Origin of the sequence: Streptomyces lanatus (assembly GCF_014655715.1) — a bacterium.
Taxonomy (GTDB): domain Bacteria; phylum Actinomycetota; class Actinomycetes; order Streptomycetales; family Streptomycetaceae; genus Streptomyces; species Streptomyces lanatus.
In genome coordinates, this window is record NZ_BNBM01000001.1 from 170,399 (window position 1) to 188,709 (window position 18,311).

At 70.0% G+C, this 18,311-nt stretch carries 17 protein-coding genes; 12 read left to right on the forward strand and 5 right to left on the reverse strand.

All coding sequences use genetic code 11. The annotated features are described in order from the left end of the window. Positions 1–31 precede the first annotated feature (31 nt). Positions 32–1,060: a DUF2510 domain-containing protein gene (locus tag IE325_RS00770; protein ID WP_190067651.1), complete on the forward strand. Its 1,029-nt coding sequence runs from the start codon at positions 32–34 to the stop codon at positions 1,058–1,060. Between the two features lie 151 nt (positions 1,061–1,211). Here the strand turns inward: IE325_RS00770 and IE325_RS00775 are convergent, their stop codons facing one another. Further along, a complete protein-coding gene (locus tag IE325_RS00775) occupies positions 1,212–1,832 on the reverse strand; it encodes a TetR/AcrR family transcriptional regulator (protein WP_190067652.1) in 621 nt (206 codons plus the stop codon). Between the two features lie 233 nt (positions 1,833–2,065). Between IE325_RS00775 and IE325_RS00780 the strand changes: the two genes are divergently transcribed. Beyond that, positions 2,066–2,872 carry a phosphatase PAP2 family protein gene (locus tag IE325_RS00780; protein WP_190067653.1) on the forward strand — a complete coding sequence of 269 codons (807 nt, stop codon included), beginning with the start codon at positions 2,066–2,068 and terminating at the stop codon, positions 2,870–2,872. After that, a complete protein-coding gene (locus IE325_RS00785; RefSeq protein WP_190067654.1) occupies positions 2,869–3,849 on the forward strand; it encodes a DMT family transporter in 981 nt (326 codons plus the stop codon). The genes IE325_RS00780 and IE325_RS00785 overlap by 4 nt, the downstream gene beginning before the upstream one ends. Positions 3,850–3,867: 18 nt before the next feature. Here IE325_RS00785 and IE325_RS00790 read toward each other — a convergent pair whose 3' ends face one another. Beyond that, a complete protein-coding gene (locus IE325_RS00790) occupies positions 3,868–5,919 on the reverse strand; it encodes a phosphocholine-specific phospholipase C (RefSeq protein WP_190067655.1) in 2,052 nt (683 codons plus the stop codon). Positions 5,920–6,090: 171 nt separating this feature from the next. Here IE325_RS00790 and IE325_RS00795 point away from each other — a divergent pair, with 171 nt between their 5' ends. Both IE325_RS00795 and IE325_RS00800 read left to right on the forward strand, forming a co-directional pair. Next, positions 6,091–7,389 (forward strand): MFS transporter, encoded by a 1,299-nt coding sequence (locus tag IE325_RS00795; RefSeq protein WP_190067656.1) that lies wholly within the window; start codon positions 6,091–6,093, stop codon positions 7,387–7,389. Between the two features lie 18 nt (positions 7,390–7,407). Next, the gene (locus IE325_RS00800; protein WP_190067657.1) at positions 7,408–7,983 is read left to right on the forward strand and encodes a hypothetical protein; all 576 of its coding nucleotides are present in this window, start codon (positions 7,408–7,410) and stop codon (positions 7,981–7,983) included. A 19-nt stretch (positions 7,984–8,002) separates the two neighbouring features. Here IE325_RS00800 and IE325_RS00805 read toward each other — a convergent pair whose 3' ends face one another. Next, complete coding sequence (locus tag IE325_RS00805) at positions 8,003–9,046, reverse strand: LacI family DNA-binding transcriptional regulator (RefSeq protein ID WP_229911601.1); 1,044 nt, start codon at positions 9,044–9,046, stop codon at positions 8,003–8,005. A gap of 177 nt (positions 9,047–9,223) precedes the next feature. On the opposite strand from IE325_RS00805, the gene IE325_RS00810 reads away from it, so the two are divergent. The 6 genes from IE325_RS00810 to IE325_RS00835 all read left to right on the forward strand — a co-directional run bounded on the left by IE325_RS00810 (position 9,224) and on the right by IE325_RS00835 (position 15,470). Further along, a complete protein-coding gene (locus IE325_RS00810; RefSeq protein WP_190067659.1) occupies positions 9,224–10,243 on the forward strand; it encodes a sugar ABC transporter substrate-binding protein in 1,020 nt (339 codons plus the stop codon). Then, complete coding sequence (locus IE325_RS00815; protein ID WP_190067660.1) at positions 10,243–11,322, forward strand: ABC transporter permease; 1,080 nt, start codon at positions 10,243–10,245, stop codon at positions 11,320–11,322. The genes IE325_RS00810 and IE325_RS00815 overlap by 1 nt, the downstream gene beginning before the upstream one ends. 5 nt (positions 11,323–11,327) lie before the next feature. Beyond that, a complete protein-coding gene (locus IE325_RS00820; RefSeq protein ID WP_190067661.1) occupies positions 11,328–12,173 on the forward strand; it encodes an ATP-binding cassette domain-containing protein in 846 nt (281 codons plus the stop codon). Between the two features lie 33 nt (positions 12,174–12,206). After that, positions 12,207–13,064 carry a sugar phosphate isomerase/epimerase family protein gene (locus IE325_RS00825; protein ID WP_190067662.1) on the forward strand — a complete coding sequence of 286 codons (858 nt, stop codon included), beginning with the start codon at positions 12,207–12,209 and terminating at the stop codon, positions 13,062–13,064. Between the two features lie 185 nt (positions 13,065–13,249). Further along, positions 13,250–14,446, forward strand: coding sequence for a Gfo/Idh/MocA family protein (locus tag IE325_RS00830; RefSeq protein WP_190067663.1), 1,197 nt, complete (start codon positions 13,250–13,252; stop codon positions 14,444–14,446). Positions 14,447–14,471: 25 nt separating this feature from the next. Next, entirely contained in the window at positions 14,472–15,470 is a 999-nt protein-coding gene (locus tag IE325_RS00835; RefSeq protein ID WP_190067664.1) for a sugar phosphate isomerase/epimerase family protein, read from the forward strand. Positions 15,471–15,488: 18 nt separating this feature from the next. Here the strand turns inward: IE325_RS00835 and IE325_RS00840 are convergent, their stop codons facing one another. Both IE325_RS00840 and IE325_RS00845 read right to left on the reverse strand, forming a co-directional pair. Beyond that, positions 15,489–16,694, reverse strand: a complete 1,206-nt coding sequence (locus IE325_RS00840) for a cysteine desulfurase-like protein (protein ID WP_190067665.1) — start codon at positions 16,692–16,694, stop codon at positions 15,489–15,491. A 33-nt stretch (positions 16,695–16,727) separates the two neighbouring features. Next, complete coding sequence (locus tag IE325_RS00845) at positions 16,728–17,105, reverse strand: MerR family transcriptional regulator (protein ID WP_190067666.1); 378 nt, start codon at positions 17,103–17,105, stop codon at positions 16,728–16,730. Positions 17,106–17,231: 126 nt separating this feature from the next. Here IE325_RS00845 and IE325_RS00850 point away from each other — a divergent pair, with 126 nt between their 5' ends. After that, positions 17,232–18,305 carry an alkene reductase gene (locus IE325_RS00850; protein WP_190067667.1) on the forward strand — a complete coding sequence of 358 codons (1,074 nt, stop codon included), beginning with the start codon at positions 17,232–17,234 and terminating at the stop codon, positions 18,303–18,305. Positions 18,306–18,311: the final 6 nt, after the last annotated feature.

Sequence of the window (18,311 nt, forward strand, 5' to 3'; positions counted from 1 at the left end):
GGCTTTCACCGACACCTCATACGGTGAGCACATGACGCAGGTGACTCCTCCCGGCTGGTACCCCGACCCCGGCCAGAAAAGTGACGGTCCGCCCACCGAGCGCTGGTGGGACGGCAAGGCATGGACGGACCAGGTCCGGCCCGTGGGGTCGGCCGATGTACCGGGTCCTCCGGAGCAGCCGCCGGCCGACGCGGCGGCCTCGGCACAGCCCGCGCAGCTCGCGCAGCCCGCGTATCCGGTGCACCCGGGCTATCCCGGCGAGGTCGTGCAGTCGGGCCGCCGGCGCGGTCTGCGCACCGGCATAGCCGTGGGCGTGGCCGCGGTCGTGCTGGCGAGCATCGGCGTGGGCGTGTACGCGCTGTCCGCCGACGACGGCTCCGACAGCGCCGGCTCCCGGCAGGGCCAGGGCGGTCCCGGGGGCGGACAGGGCGGCCCCTTCGGCGGCCCGGGTGGCGGCGACGGTGGATCCGGTGGCGGGAACGGCGGGTCCGGTGGGCAGTCGCCCTCGCCCGAGGGTTCCGAGGCCCCGAAGGTGGACAGCGGCTCGGTGACCGACCCGGTGAGCGGGATCAGCATCCCGATCCCGGACGGCTGGTACGGCCAGCAGCTCACCGTGGGCGCGCAGGTGGCGTCGGACGACACCTACAAGTGCCCCGCAGACACCTCCCAGGAGTGCATGAAGGGCGGCGCCTACTCGGCGCCCGCGCTGGTGCACGGCGCCAAGGGCGACACGGCCGAGGAGATCGCCAAGGCGGACATCGAGGCGAACGCCAAGGAGTCGTACGGCAAGGGGTACGGCGAGATCACCTCGCACGAGGTGCTGGCCTCCAAGGCGGTGACCGTGGCCGGGCAGAAGGGCTACCTGGTGCGCTGGAAGGCGGTCACCAGCAAGGGCAGCGACGGCTTCGTCGAGTCGCTCGCCTTCCCCTCCCCCGCGAGCGCGAAGCAGATGGTCCTGATCCGCTTCGGCGTCGATGTCGCGGAGGGCCAGTCGGTCCTCGACGAGATCGCCAAGGGCATCAAGATGTCCACCGACGGCGGCAACGGCCAGGACATCTGACGCACCCCGGCCATGAACGATGCGGCCGGGTGGGGCGCCCCTCCGCTCAAGGGGAACCCCACCCGGCCGGGGGGTGCGCGCCGCCCCCGTCCCCACGGTGCGGCGCGTAACAGGTCACCGTCCAGTCATCCCATGGACGGCGGCCTGAGTCCTATGTCTCTGTGAGTCCGAGCGTAGGCAGCACTGCCGCCTCCACGAACCGGACGATGTACTCCGGATCGGCGTCCTCGCCCTCCAGCACGGGCCGGGCGCGCAGCACACCGAAGATCTGGGCGGGGATGTACTCCAGCGCCGGATTGTCGGCGGCCACCTCGCCCCGTTCGACACCGCGCCGCAGGATCTGCCGCAGCGCGTCGATCTCGGGGTCGATCAGCGCCTCGCGCAGCGCCTTCTTCAGCTCCGGGTCCTCCATGACGGCGTGCCCGAGGGCCTGGAACAGCCGGGTGTCCTTGGCCGACCACGCCCCCGCCGCCCGCGCGGCTTCCCTGAGGTCGTCGGCGAGCGACCCGCTGTCGATGCCGTCGAAACGCGACTGCCGGCTGGCGCGCAGGGCCGCCGCCACGAACTGCGGCTTCGTCTTCCACTGCCGGTAGAGCGTGGCCTTGCTGCACCGTGTGCTGGCGGCCACCCCCTCCATGGTCACGGAGTCATAGCCGCAGGCGCGGACCTGTTCGAGCACGGCGTCGAAGAACTCCTGCTCACGCTCGGGCGTGATCTTGGAGCGGCGCGTGGCGGCGACCGTCTCCGGTCCGTCCGCGGCCTGCGACGTCATCTGCTCGTCTCCTCGCTCGGGTGCCACGCCCGCCCTGTCCGGGGGCTCGCCTTCCAGTGTGTCGTACGTCTATCGAAACGCCACTGTACCGGAACGCTGGCGTATCGGTACAGTGGCGTATCGGTACAGGGGCGTTTCGGTACGCCGACGTATCGATGAGTTCGCCGACTCCGCGGAGTCTCCAGCTCGACAAGCGCCGCCAGCACCACCCACGTCAGCGAAAGGGCCGGGGGATGAATGCCCGAACCGAGCCTTCAGAGGCGGAGACCGCGATAGCGCGGCCTCCGCTCGTTCGAGAGCTCCTGCTCGTCGCAGGGCTCTTCCTCGTCTACAAGTTCGGCCGCCAGCTGGCCACGGGCCACACCGCGGAGTCCTTCCGCAACGCGGACCGCGTGTGGGACCTGGAGCGGGCGGTCCATCTGCCCGGCGAGGGTTCGGTGCAGAACCTGCTGCTGCACGGTGACACGCTCGTGCACATCGCGAACACCTACTACGCGACCGTCCACTTCCCGGCCACCGCGGCCTTCCTGATCTGGCTGTATCTGCGGCGCCCCACGCACTACGTCTGGGCCCGGCGCGTCCTCGCCGCGGTCACCGCCGCCGCCCTGGTGGTGCATCTGACGTTCCCGCTCGCCCCGCCGCGCATGCTGGCCGCGACCGGACTGATCGACACGGGGCAGGCGTACGGCCCCTCCGTGTACGGCTCGCCCCAGACCGACCACCTCTCCAACCAGTTCGCTGCGATGCCGTCGCTGCACTTCGGCTGGGCCCTGATGGTGGCGATCGGCCTGATCGTGGCGAGCAGGTCGCGCTGGCGCTGGCTCTGGCTGCTGCACCCGCTGCTGACGCTGCTGGTCATCGTGGGCACGGCCAACCACTACTGGCTCGACGCGATCGTGGCGACGGCCATGCTCGGGGCCGCCCTCGCGCTCATCCGCCTGCCCGAGCGCACCACCACCGCCGCCGGGAGGCCCATCCCGGGTGCCCGGCACAAGGAACCCGTCGACGAGGACTCCGTACTCGTGGGAGCGGCCCGATGAACGCCACCGTGCTCGCCGTCGTCCTGTCCCTGTTCTCCGCCGTCGCCTATGCCGCCGCGGCCGTCGCCCAGGAGCGGCTGGCCTCCCGAGCCCCGGGCACCGGCCTGCTGCGCCTCCTTGGCTCCGGCGCCTGGTGGGGGTCGGTCCTGCTGAACGCCTCCGGCGCGCTGCTGCACGTCGTGGCCCTGAAGTACGGTCCGCTGACCGTGGTGCAGCCGCTGGGCGCGCTCACCCTGGTGGCCGCGGTGCCGCTGGGCGCGCGTCTCGCGGGGCGGCGGGTCAGCGGGGTCGAGTGGCGCGGTACGGCGCTGACGCTGGCCGGCCTGGGCGCGATCCTCGTCACGGCGTCAGGGCCCGCGCCCGAGGAGGTGCTGAGCACGTCCGAGGCGCTGGCGGTCGCGGGGGTGACGGTGGCCCTGATCGGCATGCTGTCGCGGCCCGGCGCCCGCCCGGGGCTGCGGCACGCGACCGCGTCCGGCTTCGCCTCCGGGGTCGCCTCGGCGCTCACCCAGACGGTGACGGTCGCCGCGACGGATCACTCGGCGCCGCTGCTCAGCCCGCAGGTGATCGGCGTGGCGCTGCTGGTCGCGGCCCTCGCGGCGAGCGGGCTGCTGCTGTCGCAGACCGCCTACCGGGGCGGGCTCGGCGCACCCCTCGCGATGGTGACGCTGGCGAACCCGCTGGCGGCCGCGGCGATCGGGCTCGTGCTGCTGGGCGAGCGGTTGCAGGGCGGCCCGGCGGGCGTCCTGCTCGCGCTGGCCGGGGCCGGCCTGGCGTCCTGGGGCGTGGTGCTGCTGAGCCGGGCGACACCGAAGCCGGCCGAGTCCGAGCCGTCCATCGTCGTGGCCACGAACACGGTCGCCATGGACGCGGACCACCCCGTCGCCGCCGTACTGGCCCTGGAGCCCGAGTCCGCCGCCCAGGAACCGGCGTTGGTGCCCCGGCAGCCTGGGCCGGGGCACCTCACGGCGCTCTGAGCGGAGCTCTGGTCCGGGCTACTCCGTGATGATCGCCGGGTCGCTCACACCGGGCCGCCCGTTCTCGACGCGCCCGGCGAACCGCCGCAGGAACGCCGGGTCGCCGTCGGCGGTGACGGTCAGGTCGTACCAGCGCCGGCCGGCCAGCAGGTCGATGCAGCGCCGCACGGTGGCGCCGGGTGCGACCGTCACCGTCGTGGCGCGACCGCCGTACCCGTTGGCCACCTTGAGCCGGACGCTCGCCGTGCCCTTGTTGGTGAAGGTCAGCTCGATGTCGTCGCCCTTGTGGCGGGCGGTGACCTCGGGTCCGGCCACCTTGTTGGAGCCCTTGAACCAGCGCACGAACCCTGCCGGGCCGTGCACGGTCAGGTCGTACGAGCCGCCCGAGTACGCCGAGTTCCAGGTGTCCGCGATGCCCTTGCCGGCCTCGGTGGTGTACATCCACGGGCCGTCGGTGCGGTTGCCCGACGTGATGTGGAAGGCGGCACCGGCCTTGGCGCCGGAGGCGAAGGACAGCGTGAACTTGCCGGCCGCCGCGTCCACCGAACCGTCGACGTGCGGGGCGTACTTCAGCGGGCGCGAGGGGCGCAGACCGCGCTCCTGCTTCGGCATGTCGACATCGGCCGGCGGGGCCGGCTTGTAGTCGGGGTGACGCTCGCGGTCCTGCGGCTCGTAGTCGTCCGTCCCCGGCAGGGCGGCCGGGCGGCTGTCCTTGCGGGAGAAGTCGAAGGCCGAGGTCAGGTCGCCGCAGATGGCCCGGCGCCAGGGGGAGATGTTGGTCTCCTTGACGCCGAAGCGGGCCTCCATGAAGCGCAGGATGGAGGTGTGGTCGAGCGTCTCGGAGCAGACGTAACCACCCTTGCTCCACGGCGAGACGACCAGCATCGGCACCCGCGGGCCGAGGCCGTACGGACCGGCCGGACGGCCGGCGTCGCCGTTGTAGAGGTCGGGCGAGACATCGACGGTGGACTTGCCCTGGGAGGCGTCCTTCGGCGGCAGCGGCGGTACGACGTGGTCGAAGAAGCCGTCGTTCTCGTCGTAGGTGATGAACAGGGCCGTCTTCGACCAGACCTCCGGGTTGGAGGTGAGGGCGTCCAGGACCTGGGCGATGTACCAGGCGCCGTAGTTCGAGGGCCAGTTGGAGTGCTCGGAGAACGCCTCGGGCGCGGCGATCCAGGAGATCTGCGGCAGTTTCCCGGCCTTGACGTCGGCCTTCAGCCGGTCGAAGTAGCCTTCGCCACTCTTGGCGTCGGTGCCGGTGCGGGCCTTGTCGAACCAGGGCTCGCCCGCCTTGGCGTCGCGGTACTTGTTGAAGTACAGCAGCGAGTTGTCGCCGTAGTTGCCACGATAGGCGTCCTGGATCCAGCCCCAGGAGCCTGCCGCGTCAAGGCCGTCGCCGATGTCCTGGTAGATCTTCCAGGAGACACCGGCCTGCTCCAGACGCTCGGGGTACGTCGTCCAGCCGTAGCCCTTCTCGTCGTTGCCGAGGACCGGGCCGCCGCCGGTGCCGTCGTTGCCCGTGTAGCCCGTCCACATGTAGTAGCGGTTCGGGTCGGTGGAGCCGATGAACGAGCAGTGGTAGGCGTCGCAGACCGTGAAGGCGTCGGCGAGGGCGTAGTGGAAGGGGATGTCCTCACGGGTCAGGTACGCCATCGTCGTGGTGCCCTTGGCGGGGATCCACTTGTCGTACTTGCCGGAGTTGTACGCCTGCTGGCCGTCGTTCCAGCCGTGCGGGAGGCCCTCCAGGAACTGCATACCGAGGTCGTCGGCGTCCGGGTGGAACGGCAGGATGTCCTTGGTGCCGTTCGACTGGTGCCAGATCGACTTGCCGTTGCCGTGGGCCACCGGGCGCGGGTCACCGAAGCCGCGGACGCCGCGCAGCGCGCCGAAGTAGTGGTCGAAGGAACGGTTCTCCTGCATCAGGACGACGATGTGCTCGACATCCTCGATGGACCCGGTGCGGTGGTTCGCCGGGATCGCGGCTGCCCGCTGGATGCTGCTCGACAGAGCCGTGAACGCCGTGGTCGCGCCCGCGAGTTGAAGGAATCTGCGGCGATTGACTTCGGGCATGAGTGAGGGACCTCTTCCCATAGGGGGTGATCTGACCGATCTGACCGCACGGCATGTGACGGAATGCGCGCGGAAGGAGTGTTCCAGGAGCACCAAACGTCAGGGAAGGGTCCGGTGGCGCTCGTGTGAAAGTCGCGGGTACGTGAGGTGTGCCGGGCCCGAGGTACGGGGATGGTCGCGATCATGACAGAGACAACGCGCACGGATTCCCCGCCGACCTCACGGCCCGTACGCCAGCTCCTCGCCGCCTCCGTCGGCAACGCCGTCGAGTGGTACGACTGGTACGCCTACACCTTCCTCGCCACCTACATCGCCGCCGAGGTCTTCCCCAAGAGCGCGGACAACTCCCTGGTTCCGCTGCTCTCGACCTTCGCCGTCTTCGCGGTGGGCTTCTTCATGCGCCCGGTGGGCGGGCTGCTCATGGGCGCGATCGCGGACCGGCGAGGCAGGCGAGCCGCCCTGACGGTCACCATCCTCCTCATGGGCGGCAGCAGTCTGCTGGTCGGTCTGACGCCGACGTACGAGTCGGTGGGCGTCCTCGCTCCGATGGTCCTGGTCCTGGCCCGGCTGCTCCAAGGCCTGTCCGTGGGCGGTGAGTTCGCGGCCTCGACGACCTTCCTGGTGGAGTCGGCGGGGCCGGGCCGGCGCGGGCTGTTCTCCAGCTTCCAGTACGTGTCGACGACGGCCGGGCAGCTGGTCGCCTCCGGTATCGCGACGCTGCTGGTGGACACCTTGAGCGACGGCCAGATGAACGGCTGGGGCTGGCGGGTGCCGTTCGTCCTCGGTGCCGTGCTCAGCCTGGTCGGCTTCTGGATCCGGCAGGGTGCGCAGGAGACGAGGAGCGCCGAGCAGCAACGGGCCCCGCGCCCCGGCCTGTTGGAGGCGCTGCGCCGCCATCCCCGGCAGTCCCTGCTGATCTGCGGCATCACCGCGGGCGGCACGATCGCGTACTACACCTGGACGTCGTATCTGCCGACGTACGCCGAACTCAACGCGGGCATCGAGAAGTCGGACGCGCTGCTCGCGGGCACGATCTCGCTGGCCTTCTTCGGACTGCTCCAGCCGATCGGCGGCCTCCTCTCGGACCGCTTCGGCCGCCGCCCGCTGCTCCTCTTCTTCGGCCTGGGCTTCACGCTCCTGACCGTGCCGCTCCTGCGCTCCCTGCACGACTCTTTCGCGGTGCTGCTGCTGGTGCAGTGCGCGGGCATGGTGCTGCTGACCGGGTTCACCTCGATCAGCGCGGCCGTGAACGCCGAGGCGTTCCCGCCCCGGGTGCGGGCGGCGGGCATCGGGTTCCCGTACTCGCTGACGGTGGCGATGTTCGGCGGCACGGCACCGTACGTCGGCACACTGTTCAAGGAGCTCGGCCACGCGGACCTCTTCCCCTGGTACGTCGCCGTGCTCTGCCTCGGTTCGTCGCTGGTGTATCTGCGCCTTCCGGAGACCGCCCACAAGCCGCTGGAACGGTGAGCCTGGCAGGATGCCCGCGTGGCGAACACCCAGGCGATCACCTACGTACGGATAGCCGAGGTTCTCACCGGCCTCGGCATGATCACCGCGGACAAGGCCTGCGGCGTCCTGGAGGAGGCCGTCTCCTACGCGACCGGGCCGATCGACCGGCGGCACGAAGTCGCCGGTGCCCTCGAGTCCTTCGGTGTCGCCGTGTCCATCCACTCCGAGGACGTCGACTTCGCCGACGAGCACTACGACTGGCTCCTGGACGAGGCCGCGGCGCTCACCGGCGGCAAGGTCACCGTCTCCGACTACCGGTTCGAGAAGTCCTACCCGGACGACGAGGACTGCGGCCTGGGCACGATGCACTTCAAGCGCAACGGCGAGCCCCTCTCCTTCGGCATCGAGCAGGAGTCCAACGACTATCTCGACATGGGAGCGGCGCGGCAGGCCATCGAAGCGCTCAGCCCCGATGACGACCCCCGGGACTTCCGCTGTGTCGAGCAGGAAGGCCCGCACCTCGACGACGACTTCATGGTCCTGGCCACGGCGGAGCAGCGTGAAGGCCTCCTCCGGCACCTGGGCATCACCTTCGAACCGACCCTGGGCTGAAGGCCCCCCGGGTCCCGGGTCAGCCTTCGCGCGGCTCGGCGATGCTCCCGCGCACCACGAGCTCCGGGGTGAGGACCACCTCGCGGGGCTCCTCGCGGTCCTGGTCCAGGCGTTCCACCGCGGCGGCGACCGCGTACCGCGCCTGTTCGCGGGCGCCCTGGCTGACGGTGGTCAGATTGAAGCAGCTCAGGCGGGACAGCGTGTCGTCGTCGTAGCCGGCCACGGACACCTCGGCGGGCACGGCGACTCCAGCCCGGGTGAGGGCGGTGAGGACGCCGATGGCGCACTGGTCGTTGTAGGCGACGACGGCCGTGGGGAGGTCGCCGGAGTCGATGAGGTGACGGGCGGCCCGCTCCCCTGACGCCTCGGTGTGGTCTCCGCGCAGCACCCTGATGTGCTCGTCCAGGCCGTGCCGGCGCATGGCGGTGCGGTAGCCGCGGCGCCGGTCCGTGGCGATCACGCCCTTGCCGCCGTCGACGTAGGCGATCGCCCGATGGCCGAGGCCCACCAGGTGGTCGACGATCTGGCCGACGCCGTCGTCGTCGGCGGTGCGCACGACGTCCAGCTCCCCCTCGGCGATACGGCGGCCGACGACGATGACGGGTGCCTTGCGGTCCAGGGCGGCGAGGGTGTCGGCGGGGGCGGACGGGGCGAGCAGGATGAGGGCCTCGCTGCGGAACGCCAGCAGGGTCTCGATGGCGGTGTTCTGGTCGCGGGTGCGGGTCTGGGTGCTCAGGACCAGGTCGTAGCCGACCTCCTCGGCGGCGATGTGCAGATGCTCGACCAGTTCGGCGTGGAAGGGGCTGTGGATGTCGACCAGCACGCCGAGCAGCCGGCTGCGCCTGCTGGCGAGGGTGCTGGCGGTGCGGTCCACCTGATAGCCCAGGTCGGCGGCGGCCTTCAGGACCCGCTCCCGGGTGCGCTCGCTGGGTCCGGCCACACCGCGCAGCACCAGGGACACGGAAGCGGTGGACACACCCACCCGGGCGGCCACGTCCTCCAGCCGCGGGCGCTTGTTCGAGCCCGTGCCCTTACGTTGACGCCCGGAATCGACATCCCCCACTTGGACCTCCCGGGCAGATCTCCTGGCGCAACACCCTTGACACATCCGTGAAACCGGATTGATAGTACCAGGACTTAAAGCGCTTTAAAACATCCTGTTGTACCGACAAAGTCGATCCGGCCACTCCACAGCCACCGGACCCCTCCCCGCCCCGCCGCACAGTGAGGTGCACGCACCATGAGCCGTACGTTCCTCCCCCTCCCCCGCAGACTCGTCCCCGCCGTGGCCGTGGCCGCCGCGGCCACGCTGGTCCTCGCCGGCTGTTCCAGCAGCTCCGGCGGGAAGAAGGCGGAGGACGCCGACAGCGGCGTGTCCGCGGGCAAGGCCACCACGCCCCGGATGACGATCGCGATGGTCACCCACGCGCCCTCCGGCGACACCTTCTGGGACACCATCCGCAAGGGCGCCGAGGTCGCCGCGGCCAAGGACAACGTCAAGCTGATCTACTCCAACGACGAGACCGCCGCCGACCAGGCGAACCTCGTGCAGAACGCGATCGACCAGAAAGTCGACGGCATCGCGGTCACCCTCGCCAAGCCCGACGCTCTCAAGGACGTCGTCGCCAAGGCGGTCAAGGCCGGCATCCCCGTCATCGGCTTCAACGCCGGCATGTCCGAGTGGCAGAAGCAGGGCCTGCTGTCCTTCTTCGGCCAGGACGAGACCATCTCCGGCGAGGCACTCGGCACCAAGCTCGACGACACCGGCGCCAAGCACGCCCTGTGCGTGGTCCAGGTCCAGGGCGCCGTCAATCTGGAGCAGCGCTGCGCCGGTGTGGAGAAGGGCTTCAAGGGCAAGACCGACAAGCTCTATGTCAACGGCGCCGACATGCCCTCGGTGAAGTCGACGATCACCGCCAAGCTCAAGCAGGACTCCTCCATCGACCAGGTGGTCACGCTCGCCGCCCCGGTCGCGCTGACGGCCGCGCAGTCGGTCGACGAGACCGGCAGCAAGGCGAAGATCGCCACCTTCGACCTCAACAAGGAACTCATCGCGGCCATCAAGGACGGCACCATCGAGTTCGCCGTCGACCAGCAGCCCTACCTCCAGGGCTACCTCGCCGTCGACTCCCTGTGGCTCTACAAGAACAACGGCAACTACATGGGCGGCGGCGAGGCGCCGATCCTGACCGGCCCGGCGTTCGTCGACAAGTCCAACGTCGACGCCATCGGCGTGTTCGCCGCGAAGGGCACCCGGTGATGGGCATGACGCAACAGGCTGAGCCGGCGGTGACCACACCGCCGGCCTCCGGCCCCGGCATGGAGCGAGACGGGCGAACCAAGCAGCGCCCGTTGGCGCTTCGGCTGCTCGCCCGTCCCGAGATCGGCGTCTTCCTCGGTGCCGTCGCGGTGTTCGTGTTCTTCCTGGTCGCGGCGCCCCCGGTCCGTGACGGCAGTTCGATGGCCAACATCCTGTACCAGTCGTCGACGATCGGGATCATGGCGCTGCCCGTGGCCCTGCTGATGATCGGCGGCGAGTTCGACCTGTCCGCCGGTGTCGCGGTGATCACCTCGGCGCTGACGGCCAGCATGACCGCGTATCAACTGAGCATGAACGTCTGGGTCGGTGTGATCGTCGCCCTGGTCGTGTCCCTCGCGGTCGGATTCTTCAACGGCTGGCTGCTGGTGAAGACCGGACTGCCCAGCTTCCTGGTCACCCTCGGCACCTTCCTGATCCTCCAGGGCGTCAACCTCGCGGTGACCAAGCTGGTCACCGGCAACGTCGCCACCGACGACATCCAGGACATGGACGGCTTCGACCAGGCCAAGGCGATCTTCGCCTCGTCCTTCGACGTCGGCGGCGTCCAGGTGAAGATCACGGTGGTGTGGTGGCTGGTCTTCGCCGCGCTGGCGACCTGGGTGCTCATCCGCACGAAGTACGGCAACTGGATCTTCGCCGTCGGCGGCAACAAGGAGTCCGCGCGGGCCGTCGGTGTCCCGGTGACCTTCACGAAGATCTCGCTCTTCATGCTGGTCGGCTTCGGCGCCTGGTTCGTCGGCATGCACCAGCTCTTCGCCTTCAACACCGTCCAGTCCGGTGAGGGCGTCGGCCAGGAGCTGATCTACATCGCCGCGGCGGTCATCGGCGGCTGCCTGCTGACCGGTGGCGCCGGTTCCGCCATCGGCCCGGTCTTCGGTGCCTTCATGTTCGGCATGGTCCAGCAGGGCATCGTCTACGCCGGCTGGAACCCGGACTGGTTCAAGGCCTTCCTCGGCGTGATGCTCCTCGGCGCCACCCTGATCAATCTGTGGGTCAGCCGCACGGCGACCAGGAGGTGACCGCGATGACAACCACGAACGACTCCCCCGTCGTCGAGCTCAGGTCCACCGGCAAGGCGTACGGCAATATCCGTGCCCTGCACGGCGTGGACCTGAAGGTGTTCCCCAACCAGGTCACCTGCGTCCTCGGTGACAACGGCGCGGGCAAGTCCACCCTCATCAAGATCATCTCCGGGCTGCACCAGCACACCGAGGGCGAGTTCCTCGTCGACGGCCGGCCGGTCCGCTTCTCCACCCCCCGCGAGGCGTTGGACAAGGGCATCGCCACGGTCTACCAGGACCTGGCCGTCGTGCCCCTGATGCCGGTGTGGCGCAACTTCTTCCTCGGCTCCGAGATGACCAAGGGCCCCTGGCCCGTACGCCGTCTCGACATCGAGAAGATGAAGAAGACCGCCGATCACGAATTGCGTGAGATGGGCATCGTCCTGGACGACCTGGAACAGCCCATCGGCACCCTCTCCGGTGGCCAGCGCCAGTGCGTGGCGATCGCCCGCGCCGTGTACTTCGGCGCCCGCGTCCTCATCCTCGACGAGCCGACCGCCGCGCTCGGCGTCAAGCAGTCGGGTGTGGTGCTGAAGTACATCGCCGCCGCCCGCGACCGGGGCCTGGGCGTCATCTTCATCACCCACAACCCCCACCACGCCTACATGGTCGGCGACCACTTCAGCGTCCTGCGCCTGGGCACCATGGAGCTCAACGCCTCCCGCGACGAGGTCAGCCTCGAAGAGCTCACCAACCACATGGCCGGCGGCACCGAACTCACCGCACTCAAGCACGAGCTGGCCCAGGTCCGCGGCGTCGACGTCGAAGAACTCCCCGAGGAGTCCGACCTCACCGCGACCGCCTCCTGAACAGACACCTACTCGATCCGAAGGCATTCCCTCATGAAGATCGCCCTCGACCCGTACATGATCCGCCACGTACCCCTCCTCGAACTGCCCGCCGCGGTGGCCGAGTTGGGCTATGAGTGGATCGAGCTGTCCCCCCGGGAAGACTTCATCCCCTTCTTCCGCCACCCCCGCGTGGACGACGCGACGGTGCGGAAGTTCCGCAAGGCGCTGGACTCGGCCGGTGTCGGGATCTCCTCGGTCCTGCCGCTGTTCCGCTGGTCCGGCCCCGACGAGGACGCCCGGCAGGCCGCCGTGCGGTACTGGAAGCGTTCCATCCAGATCGCCGCGGACCTCGGCGTGAACAGCATGATCTCGGAGTTCAACGGGCGACCCGAGGAACCCGACCGCAGCGAGGCCCAGTTCTGGAAGTCGATGGACGAGCTGCTGCCGGTGTTCGAGCGCGAGGGCATCCGCCTCGCCCTGGAGCCGCACCCCGACGATTTCATCGAGAACGGCTTCGACGCGGTCAATCTGATCCGGGGTATCAACCACCCCAACGTCAGCTTCCTTTACTGCGCGCCGCACACCTTCCACATCGGCAACGACGCCCCCGGCATCATCAAGTACGCGGGTGAACTCCTCACCCACGTCCATCTCGCCGACGTACTCGACCACACGGCGTCCTCCGGCAACCGCTACATCCTCAACCCGCCCGGCACAGCGGCCCGGGTCCATCAGCACCTGGACATCGGGGAGGGCGAGGTCGACTTCGACGAGCTCTTCCACGAGCTGCGCGCGAACGGCTTCGACGGCACCCTCACGGCGTGCGTCTTCGCCTGGGAGGACCGGGCCAGGGAGTCGTCGCTGTTCATGCGGGAGAAGATCGCCCAGTATCTGGCCAATCACTCCTGACAACCTATTGACATGACATTTAGCGCAGGGCATCGTACTGCCAAGTTTTTGAAGCGCTTTAAGTCGACTGGGTCGGCACTCCGCCGCTTCCCCACGTCCAGCTGAGTTCCCTGTCTCCCCATCGAGTCCCACTTCCGTCGGCAGCACGCCGGCTGCCCCCCACTTCGTCAGTGAAAGGCACCGCCATGGCCACCACCCCCAAACCCCTGTCCGTCGCGGTCATCGGAGCCGGTATGGCCGGCCGCAGTCACGCCGCCGGATACCGCAATGTGAACACGGTCTTCGGCGCCGGTCTGCCGCCGGTCCGCCTGGCCGCTGTCGCCGACGCCAATGTCGCGCTGGCCGAGGACGCCGCTCGCCGCTACGGCTTCGAGAAGGCCCTGCCGAGTTGGGAGGCTGTGGTCGAGGACTCGACGATCGACGCCGTCAGCATCGTCGTAGGCAATGCGCTGCACCGGCCGATCGCGGAGGCGCTGGTCGCGGCCGGCAAGCACGTGCTGTGTGAGAAGCCGCTGGCCGGTTCGATGGAGGACGCCCGGGCGATGGCCGAGTTGGAGCGGACGGCGGAGGTCGTGACGTCCGTCGGCTATACGTTCCGCCGCGCGCCCGGCATCGCGGCGATCCGTGAGCATGTCCAGCGCTCCGAGTTCGGTGATCTGACGCTGTTCAGCGGGCGCTACTGGTGCGACTACGCCACCGACCCGAACGGCCCGCTGAGCTGGCGCTTCAAGGGCGACCCGGGTTCCGGCGCGCTCGGGGACGTCGGCTCGCACGTCATCGATGTCGCCGAGTATGTCGCCGGGCCCATAGCGTCCGTGTCCGGCGCGTCGCTCTCCACGCAGATCACCAAGCGTCCGCTGCCGCTGGGCGCGGTCGTCGGGCACAACGCGGCTCCCGTGTCCGACGAGTTCGGGGAGGTCGAGAACGAGGACACCGCGACCTTCACCGCCCGCTTCGAGTCCGGCCTCGTCGGCACCTTCTCGGTGACGCGCACGGGCTTCGGCCTTCCCAACGGCCTGTTCTTCGACGTCCTCGGCGTCGGCGGCCGGGCCGCGTTCGACCAGCACCGGCCCGCAGAGTACCTCTTCGACGACGCCCAGCCCGAGGCCCGCACACGCGGTGCCCGGCAGGTCATCGCCGGTCCGCAGCTGCCGTACTTCGCGGGTGGCGTCCCGATGGAGGCTCCGGGTGTCGGCGCCTCCAACGGCGACAACTTCACCTACCAGGCCCGCGCCTTCCTCGACCAGGTCGCCGGGGTCGTCGAACCGCTGCCGGCCTGCGCCACCTTCGCCGACGCGCTGCGGACGATGGAGATCATCCAGGCCATCGTCGAGTCCTCCCGCAAGGACGGCGCCGCCGTCGCCGTCCCGCCCCTCGCCTGAACCCCCGCCCCCGAAGGAAACGAACATGGCTCTCAAGCTCGGCGCCTACACCGCCTGTCTGCACGACCGCACCCTCACCGAGGCCCTCGACATCCTCAAGGAGAACGGGCTGACCTCGGTCGAGGTCAACACCGGCGGCTTCATCCCGTCCCCGCACTGCCCCGTCGACCTGCTCCTGTCCTCGGCCACCGCCCGCGAGGAGTACCTGGCGACCTTCGCCGACCGAGGCATGGAACTGACCGGCCTCAACTGCAACGGCAACCCGCTCAACCCACTCCCCGGCGTCGGCCCGAAGCACGCCGACGACCTGCGCCGCACCATCCGCCTCGCCGGCCTGCTCGGCGTCAGGCACGTCGTCACCATGTCCGGCACCCCGGGCTCCGACCCGGACGCCAAGTACCCGTCCTGGGTCGTCAACCCGTGGGACGGCGTCTACATGGACGTACTGGATTACCAGTGGGGCGTGGCCGTCGAGTTCTGGAAGGAGATCGACGCCCTCGCGCGGGAGAACGACGTCCGGGTCGCCATCGAGATGCACCCGCACAACCTCGTCTTCTCCCCGGTGACTTTGAAGCGGCTGGTCGACGCGGGCGGTCTGACCAACGTCGGCGCCGAGATGGACCCCTCCCACCTGATGTGGCAGGGCATGGATGTCATCGCCTCCATCAAGTGGCTGGGCCCGCTGGTGTTCCACGCCGCCGCGAAGGACGCCACCCTCTGCCCCGGCGCCGATATCCGCGGCGTACTGGACACGTCGTTCACCCGGGTCCCGGCCGACGCCGAGGGCAAGGTCCCCACGGGCTACGGCTTCTGGTGCAACGCCTGGCCCGAGAACCCGGCGTGGAAGTTCGTCGCCGTCGGCCTCGGCAACGATGTCCCGTTCTGGACCGAGTTCCTGCGCGCCCTCGCCGAGGTCGACCCGGACATGGCCGTGAACATCGAGCACGAGGACGCCGCCTTCTCCCAGACCGAGGGCCTCGCCCTGGCCGCCAAGAACCTGCGCGGCGCGGCGGCGGCACTCTGACCGACCCCTCGGAGCTCCTCAGCGGCCCAGGAACTCGGACAACCCGGTGAGGAGCCGGTCGACGTCCTCCGTGCTGTTGTAGGGCGCGAGGCCGATCCGCAGGCCGCCGGTGTCCTGGAGGCCGAGTCGGCGGGAGGCCTCGATGGCGTAGAAGGAGCCCGAGGGGGCCTGGACACCGCGCTCACCGAGGTAGGCGTACGCGTCCACCGTGCTGTGACCGTCGAACGTCAGCAGCACGGTGGGTGTGCGGTCGGCCGCCCTGGAGTGGACGGTGACGCCGTCGAGGGAGGACAGTCCCTCGTCGATGCGTGTGCGCAGGACCCGCTCGTGTGCTTCGAGCGCGGCGTAGGAAGCCGTCAGGCGCTGTCGTCGGGTGCCCGGTGCGCTCGGGTCGAGGTCGGCCAGGAAGTCGACCGCCGCGCGGGTGCCGGCGAGGAACTCATAGGGCAGAGTGCCCAGTTCGAAGCGCTCGGGGACCTGGTCCGTGGACGGCAGCAGCTTGTCCGGCCGCAGGGTCTGCAGCAACTCCTCGCGGGCGGCGAGCACTCCGTGGTGCGGGCCGAGGAACTTGTACGGCGAGCAGACGTAGAAGTCGGCGCCGAGCCGCTCCACATCGACCAGCGCGTGGGCGGTGTGGTGCACGCCGTCGATGTAGGTGAGCGCTCCGGCGTCGTGGGCCAGTGCGGAGATCTCGGCGATCGCGGGGCGTGTGCCGATCAGGTTGGAGGCCGCGGTGACGGCGACCAGCCGGGTGCGTTCCGAGAGCACGGCGCGGATGTCGTCGACGGTCAGCTCCCCGGTCGCGGGGTCGAAGTCGGCCCACCGCACGACGGCCCCGGCCGCATCGGCCGCCTGGACCCAGGGGCGGATGTTGGCGTCGTGGTCGAGGCGGGTGACGAGCACCTCGTCGCCCGGTGACCAGGTCTTGGCGAGGGTACGGGAGAACTCGTAGGTGAGCTGGGTGGCACTGCGGCCGAAGACGATGCCCGAGAGCTGTGCGCCCAGGAGGTCGGCCAGGGCCTGGCGGGCCTGTGTGACTAGGGCGTCCGCGTGACGCTCCCCCGGTGTGACCCGGCCCCGGTTCGACAGAGGGCCGGCAAGCGCGTCGGTGATGGCCCGGATGACGGGTTCGGGGGTCTGGGTGCCGCCGGGGCCGTCGAAGTGGGCGATTCCGGCGGCCAGCGCGGGGAACTGGGAGCGCAGGGCGGTGATGTCGTACGTCACGTGGGCTCCTTGCGGGCGGCTCGATCCGGGGGGCTAGCGTGCCACGGCCGGTTTCAGCCCCTCGCGATGGGCCCGGTTCGTTGCCATCAGGATGTCGAGGGCCTCCCGGGTGCGGATGAGGTCCTCGATGTGCTCGGAGAGCCGTTCGCGTTCCTCGGCCATCCGCTCCAGCGCGGCGTCGGACGTCGCCTCGCTGGGTGAGTCGACGCACGGCAGCAGTTCGGCGATGGTCCGGCTGGACAGGCCCGCGGCGTACATCCGCTGGAGGAAACCGACCCGCTCGACTTGGCCCTCCGTGTAGTGCCGCTGTCCGCTGGCGCTGCGGGCGCTGGTGAGCAGGCCCTGTTCCTCGTAGTAGCGCAGGGACCGGACGCTGACCCCGGCCCGTGCCGCGAGCTCGCCGATGCGCATGCCACCCTCCCTGATGTGATCCGGAGCACAACCCTTGCCTCTGACGTCAATGTCAGGTTTTAGCGTAACCGGCGTGTCCCCGACCGGGGCACGGCGGATCACGCGGGAACGCGAAGGAGACATGACGTGACGACCCTCTTCTCCGGACACCGGCTCGGCGAACTGGCCCTGCCCAACCGGGTGGTGATGGCCCCGATGACCCGGGTACGGGCCGGCACGGGCGGACTGGCGACGCCCTCGATGGCGCGCTACTACGCCCAGCGGGCATCGGCGGGCCTGATCGTCAGCGAGGGGGTGCAGCCGAGCCTGATCGGCCAGTCCAACCCGGGCACACCGGGTCTGTACACCGACGATCAGGTCGCGGCCTGGCGCCCGGTGACCGACGCCGTGCACACCAACGGCGGCCGGATCTTCGCCCAGATCATGCATGGAGGCCGGGTGTCGCACCCCGACACCACCGGGCTGCGGCCCGTCGGGCCCTCGGCCGTCGCGGCGGTCGGCGAGGTGTTCACGCCCGGCGGCCGGAAGCCCGCTCCGGTTCCGCGCGCGCTGGCCACGGCCGAAGTGCCCGAGCACATACGGTCGTACGCGGATGCCGCACGCCGCGCGGTCGACGCCGGTTTCGACGGTGTGGAGCTCCACGGCGCCAACGGCTATCTGATCTCGCAGTTCCTCTCCCCCAACGCCAACCTGCGCACCGACCGCTACGGAGGCTCGGTGGCCAACCGGATCAGGTTCGCGGTCGAGGCGGCCGCCGCGACCGTCGACGCCGTGGGTGCGGAGCGGACCGGGATCCGGCTCTCTCCCGGCGGCCCCTTCTGGGGCATCGAGGAGACCGATGTGCCCGAGCTCTACACCGAGCTCCTGACGGAGCTGTCCCGCCTCCGCCTGGCCTACGTCCACCTGGAGGCCACCACCGACGAGGAGACCCTCCTCGGCCTGCGCCGGACCTGGCCCGGCACCCTCGTGATGAACCCGGTGCTGCCCATGGGCCCCAAGCAGACCGGCCGCGCCGAAGCGGACCACTGGCTCGGCCTGGGCGCCGACCTGATCAGCTTCGGACGTGCCTTCATCGCCAACCCCGACCTGGTGGAACGCCTGCGCACCGGCCTGCCGATCGCCCCCGCCGACGAGGCGACGTACTTCGAGGGCGCCGACAACGGGTATCTGACCTATCCGGCGTACCAGCACTCGGCGTGACGCGGC

Bases quoted from the DNA above. Each gene is read 5' to 3' on its own strand.
- IE325_RS00825 (WP_190067662.1), top strand. From the start codon at position 12,207: ATGAAGATCGCCCTCGACCCGTACATGATCCGCCACGTACCCCTCCTC.
- IE325_RS00835 (WP_190067664.1), top strand. From the start codon at position 14,472: ATGGCTCTCAAGCTCGGCGCCTACACCGCCTGTCTGCACGACCGCACC.
- IE325_RS00815 (WP_190067660.1), top strand. From the start codon at position 10,243: ATGGGCATGACGCAACAGGCTGAGCCGGCGGTGACCACACCGCCGGCC.
- IE325_RS00820 (WP_190067661.1), top strand. From the start codon at position 11,328: ATGACAACCACGAACGACTCCCCCGTCGTCGAGCTCAGGTCCACCGGC.
- IE325_RS00845 (WP_190067666.1), bottom strand. From the start codon at position 17,105: ATGCGCATCGGCGAGCTCGCGGCACGGGCCGGGGTCAGCGTCCGGTCC.
- IE325_RS00795 (WP_190067656.1), top strand. From the start codon at position 6,091: ATGGTCGCGATCATGACAGAGACAACGCGCACGGATTCCCCGCCGACC.
- IE325_RS00775 (WP_190067652.1), bottom strand. From the start codon at position 1,832: ATGACGTCGCAGGCCGCGGACGGACCGGAGACGGTCGCCGCCACGCGC.
- IE325_RS00780 (WP_190067653.1), top strand. From the start codon at position 2,066: ATGAATGCCCGAACCGAGCCTTCAGAGGCGGAGACCGCGATAGCGCGG.
- IE325_RS00830 (WP_190067663.1), top strand. From the start codon at position 13,250: ATGGCCACCACCCCCAAACCCCTGTCCGTCGCGGTCATCGGAGCCGGT.
- IE325_RS00810 (WP_190067659.1), top strand. From the start codon at position 9,224: ATGAGCCGTACGTTCCTCCCCCTCCCCCGCAGACTCGTCCCCGCCGTG.
- IE325_RS00785 (WP_190067654.1), top strand. From the start codon at position 2,869: ATGAACGCCACCGTGCTCGCCGTCGTCCTGTCCCTGTTCTCCGCCGTC.
- IE325_RS00790 (WP_190067655.1), bottom strand. From the start codon at position 5,919: ATGCCCGAAGTCAATCGCCGCAGATTCCTTCAACTCGCGGGCGCGACC.
- IE325_RS00770 (WP_190067651.1), top strand. From the start codon at position 32: ATGACGCAGGTGACTCCTCCCGGCTGGTACCCCGACCCCGGCCAGAAA.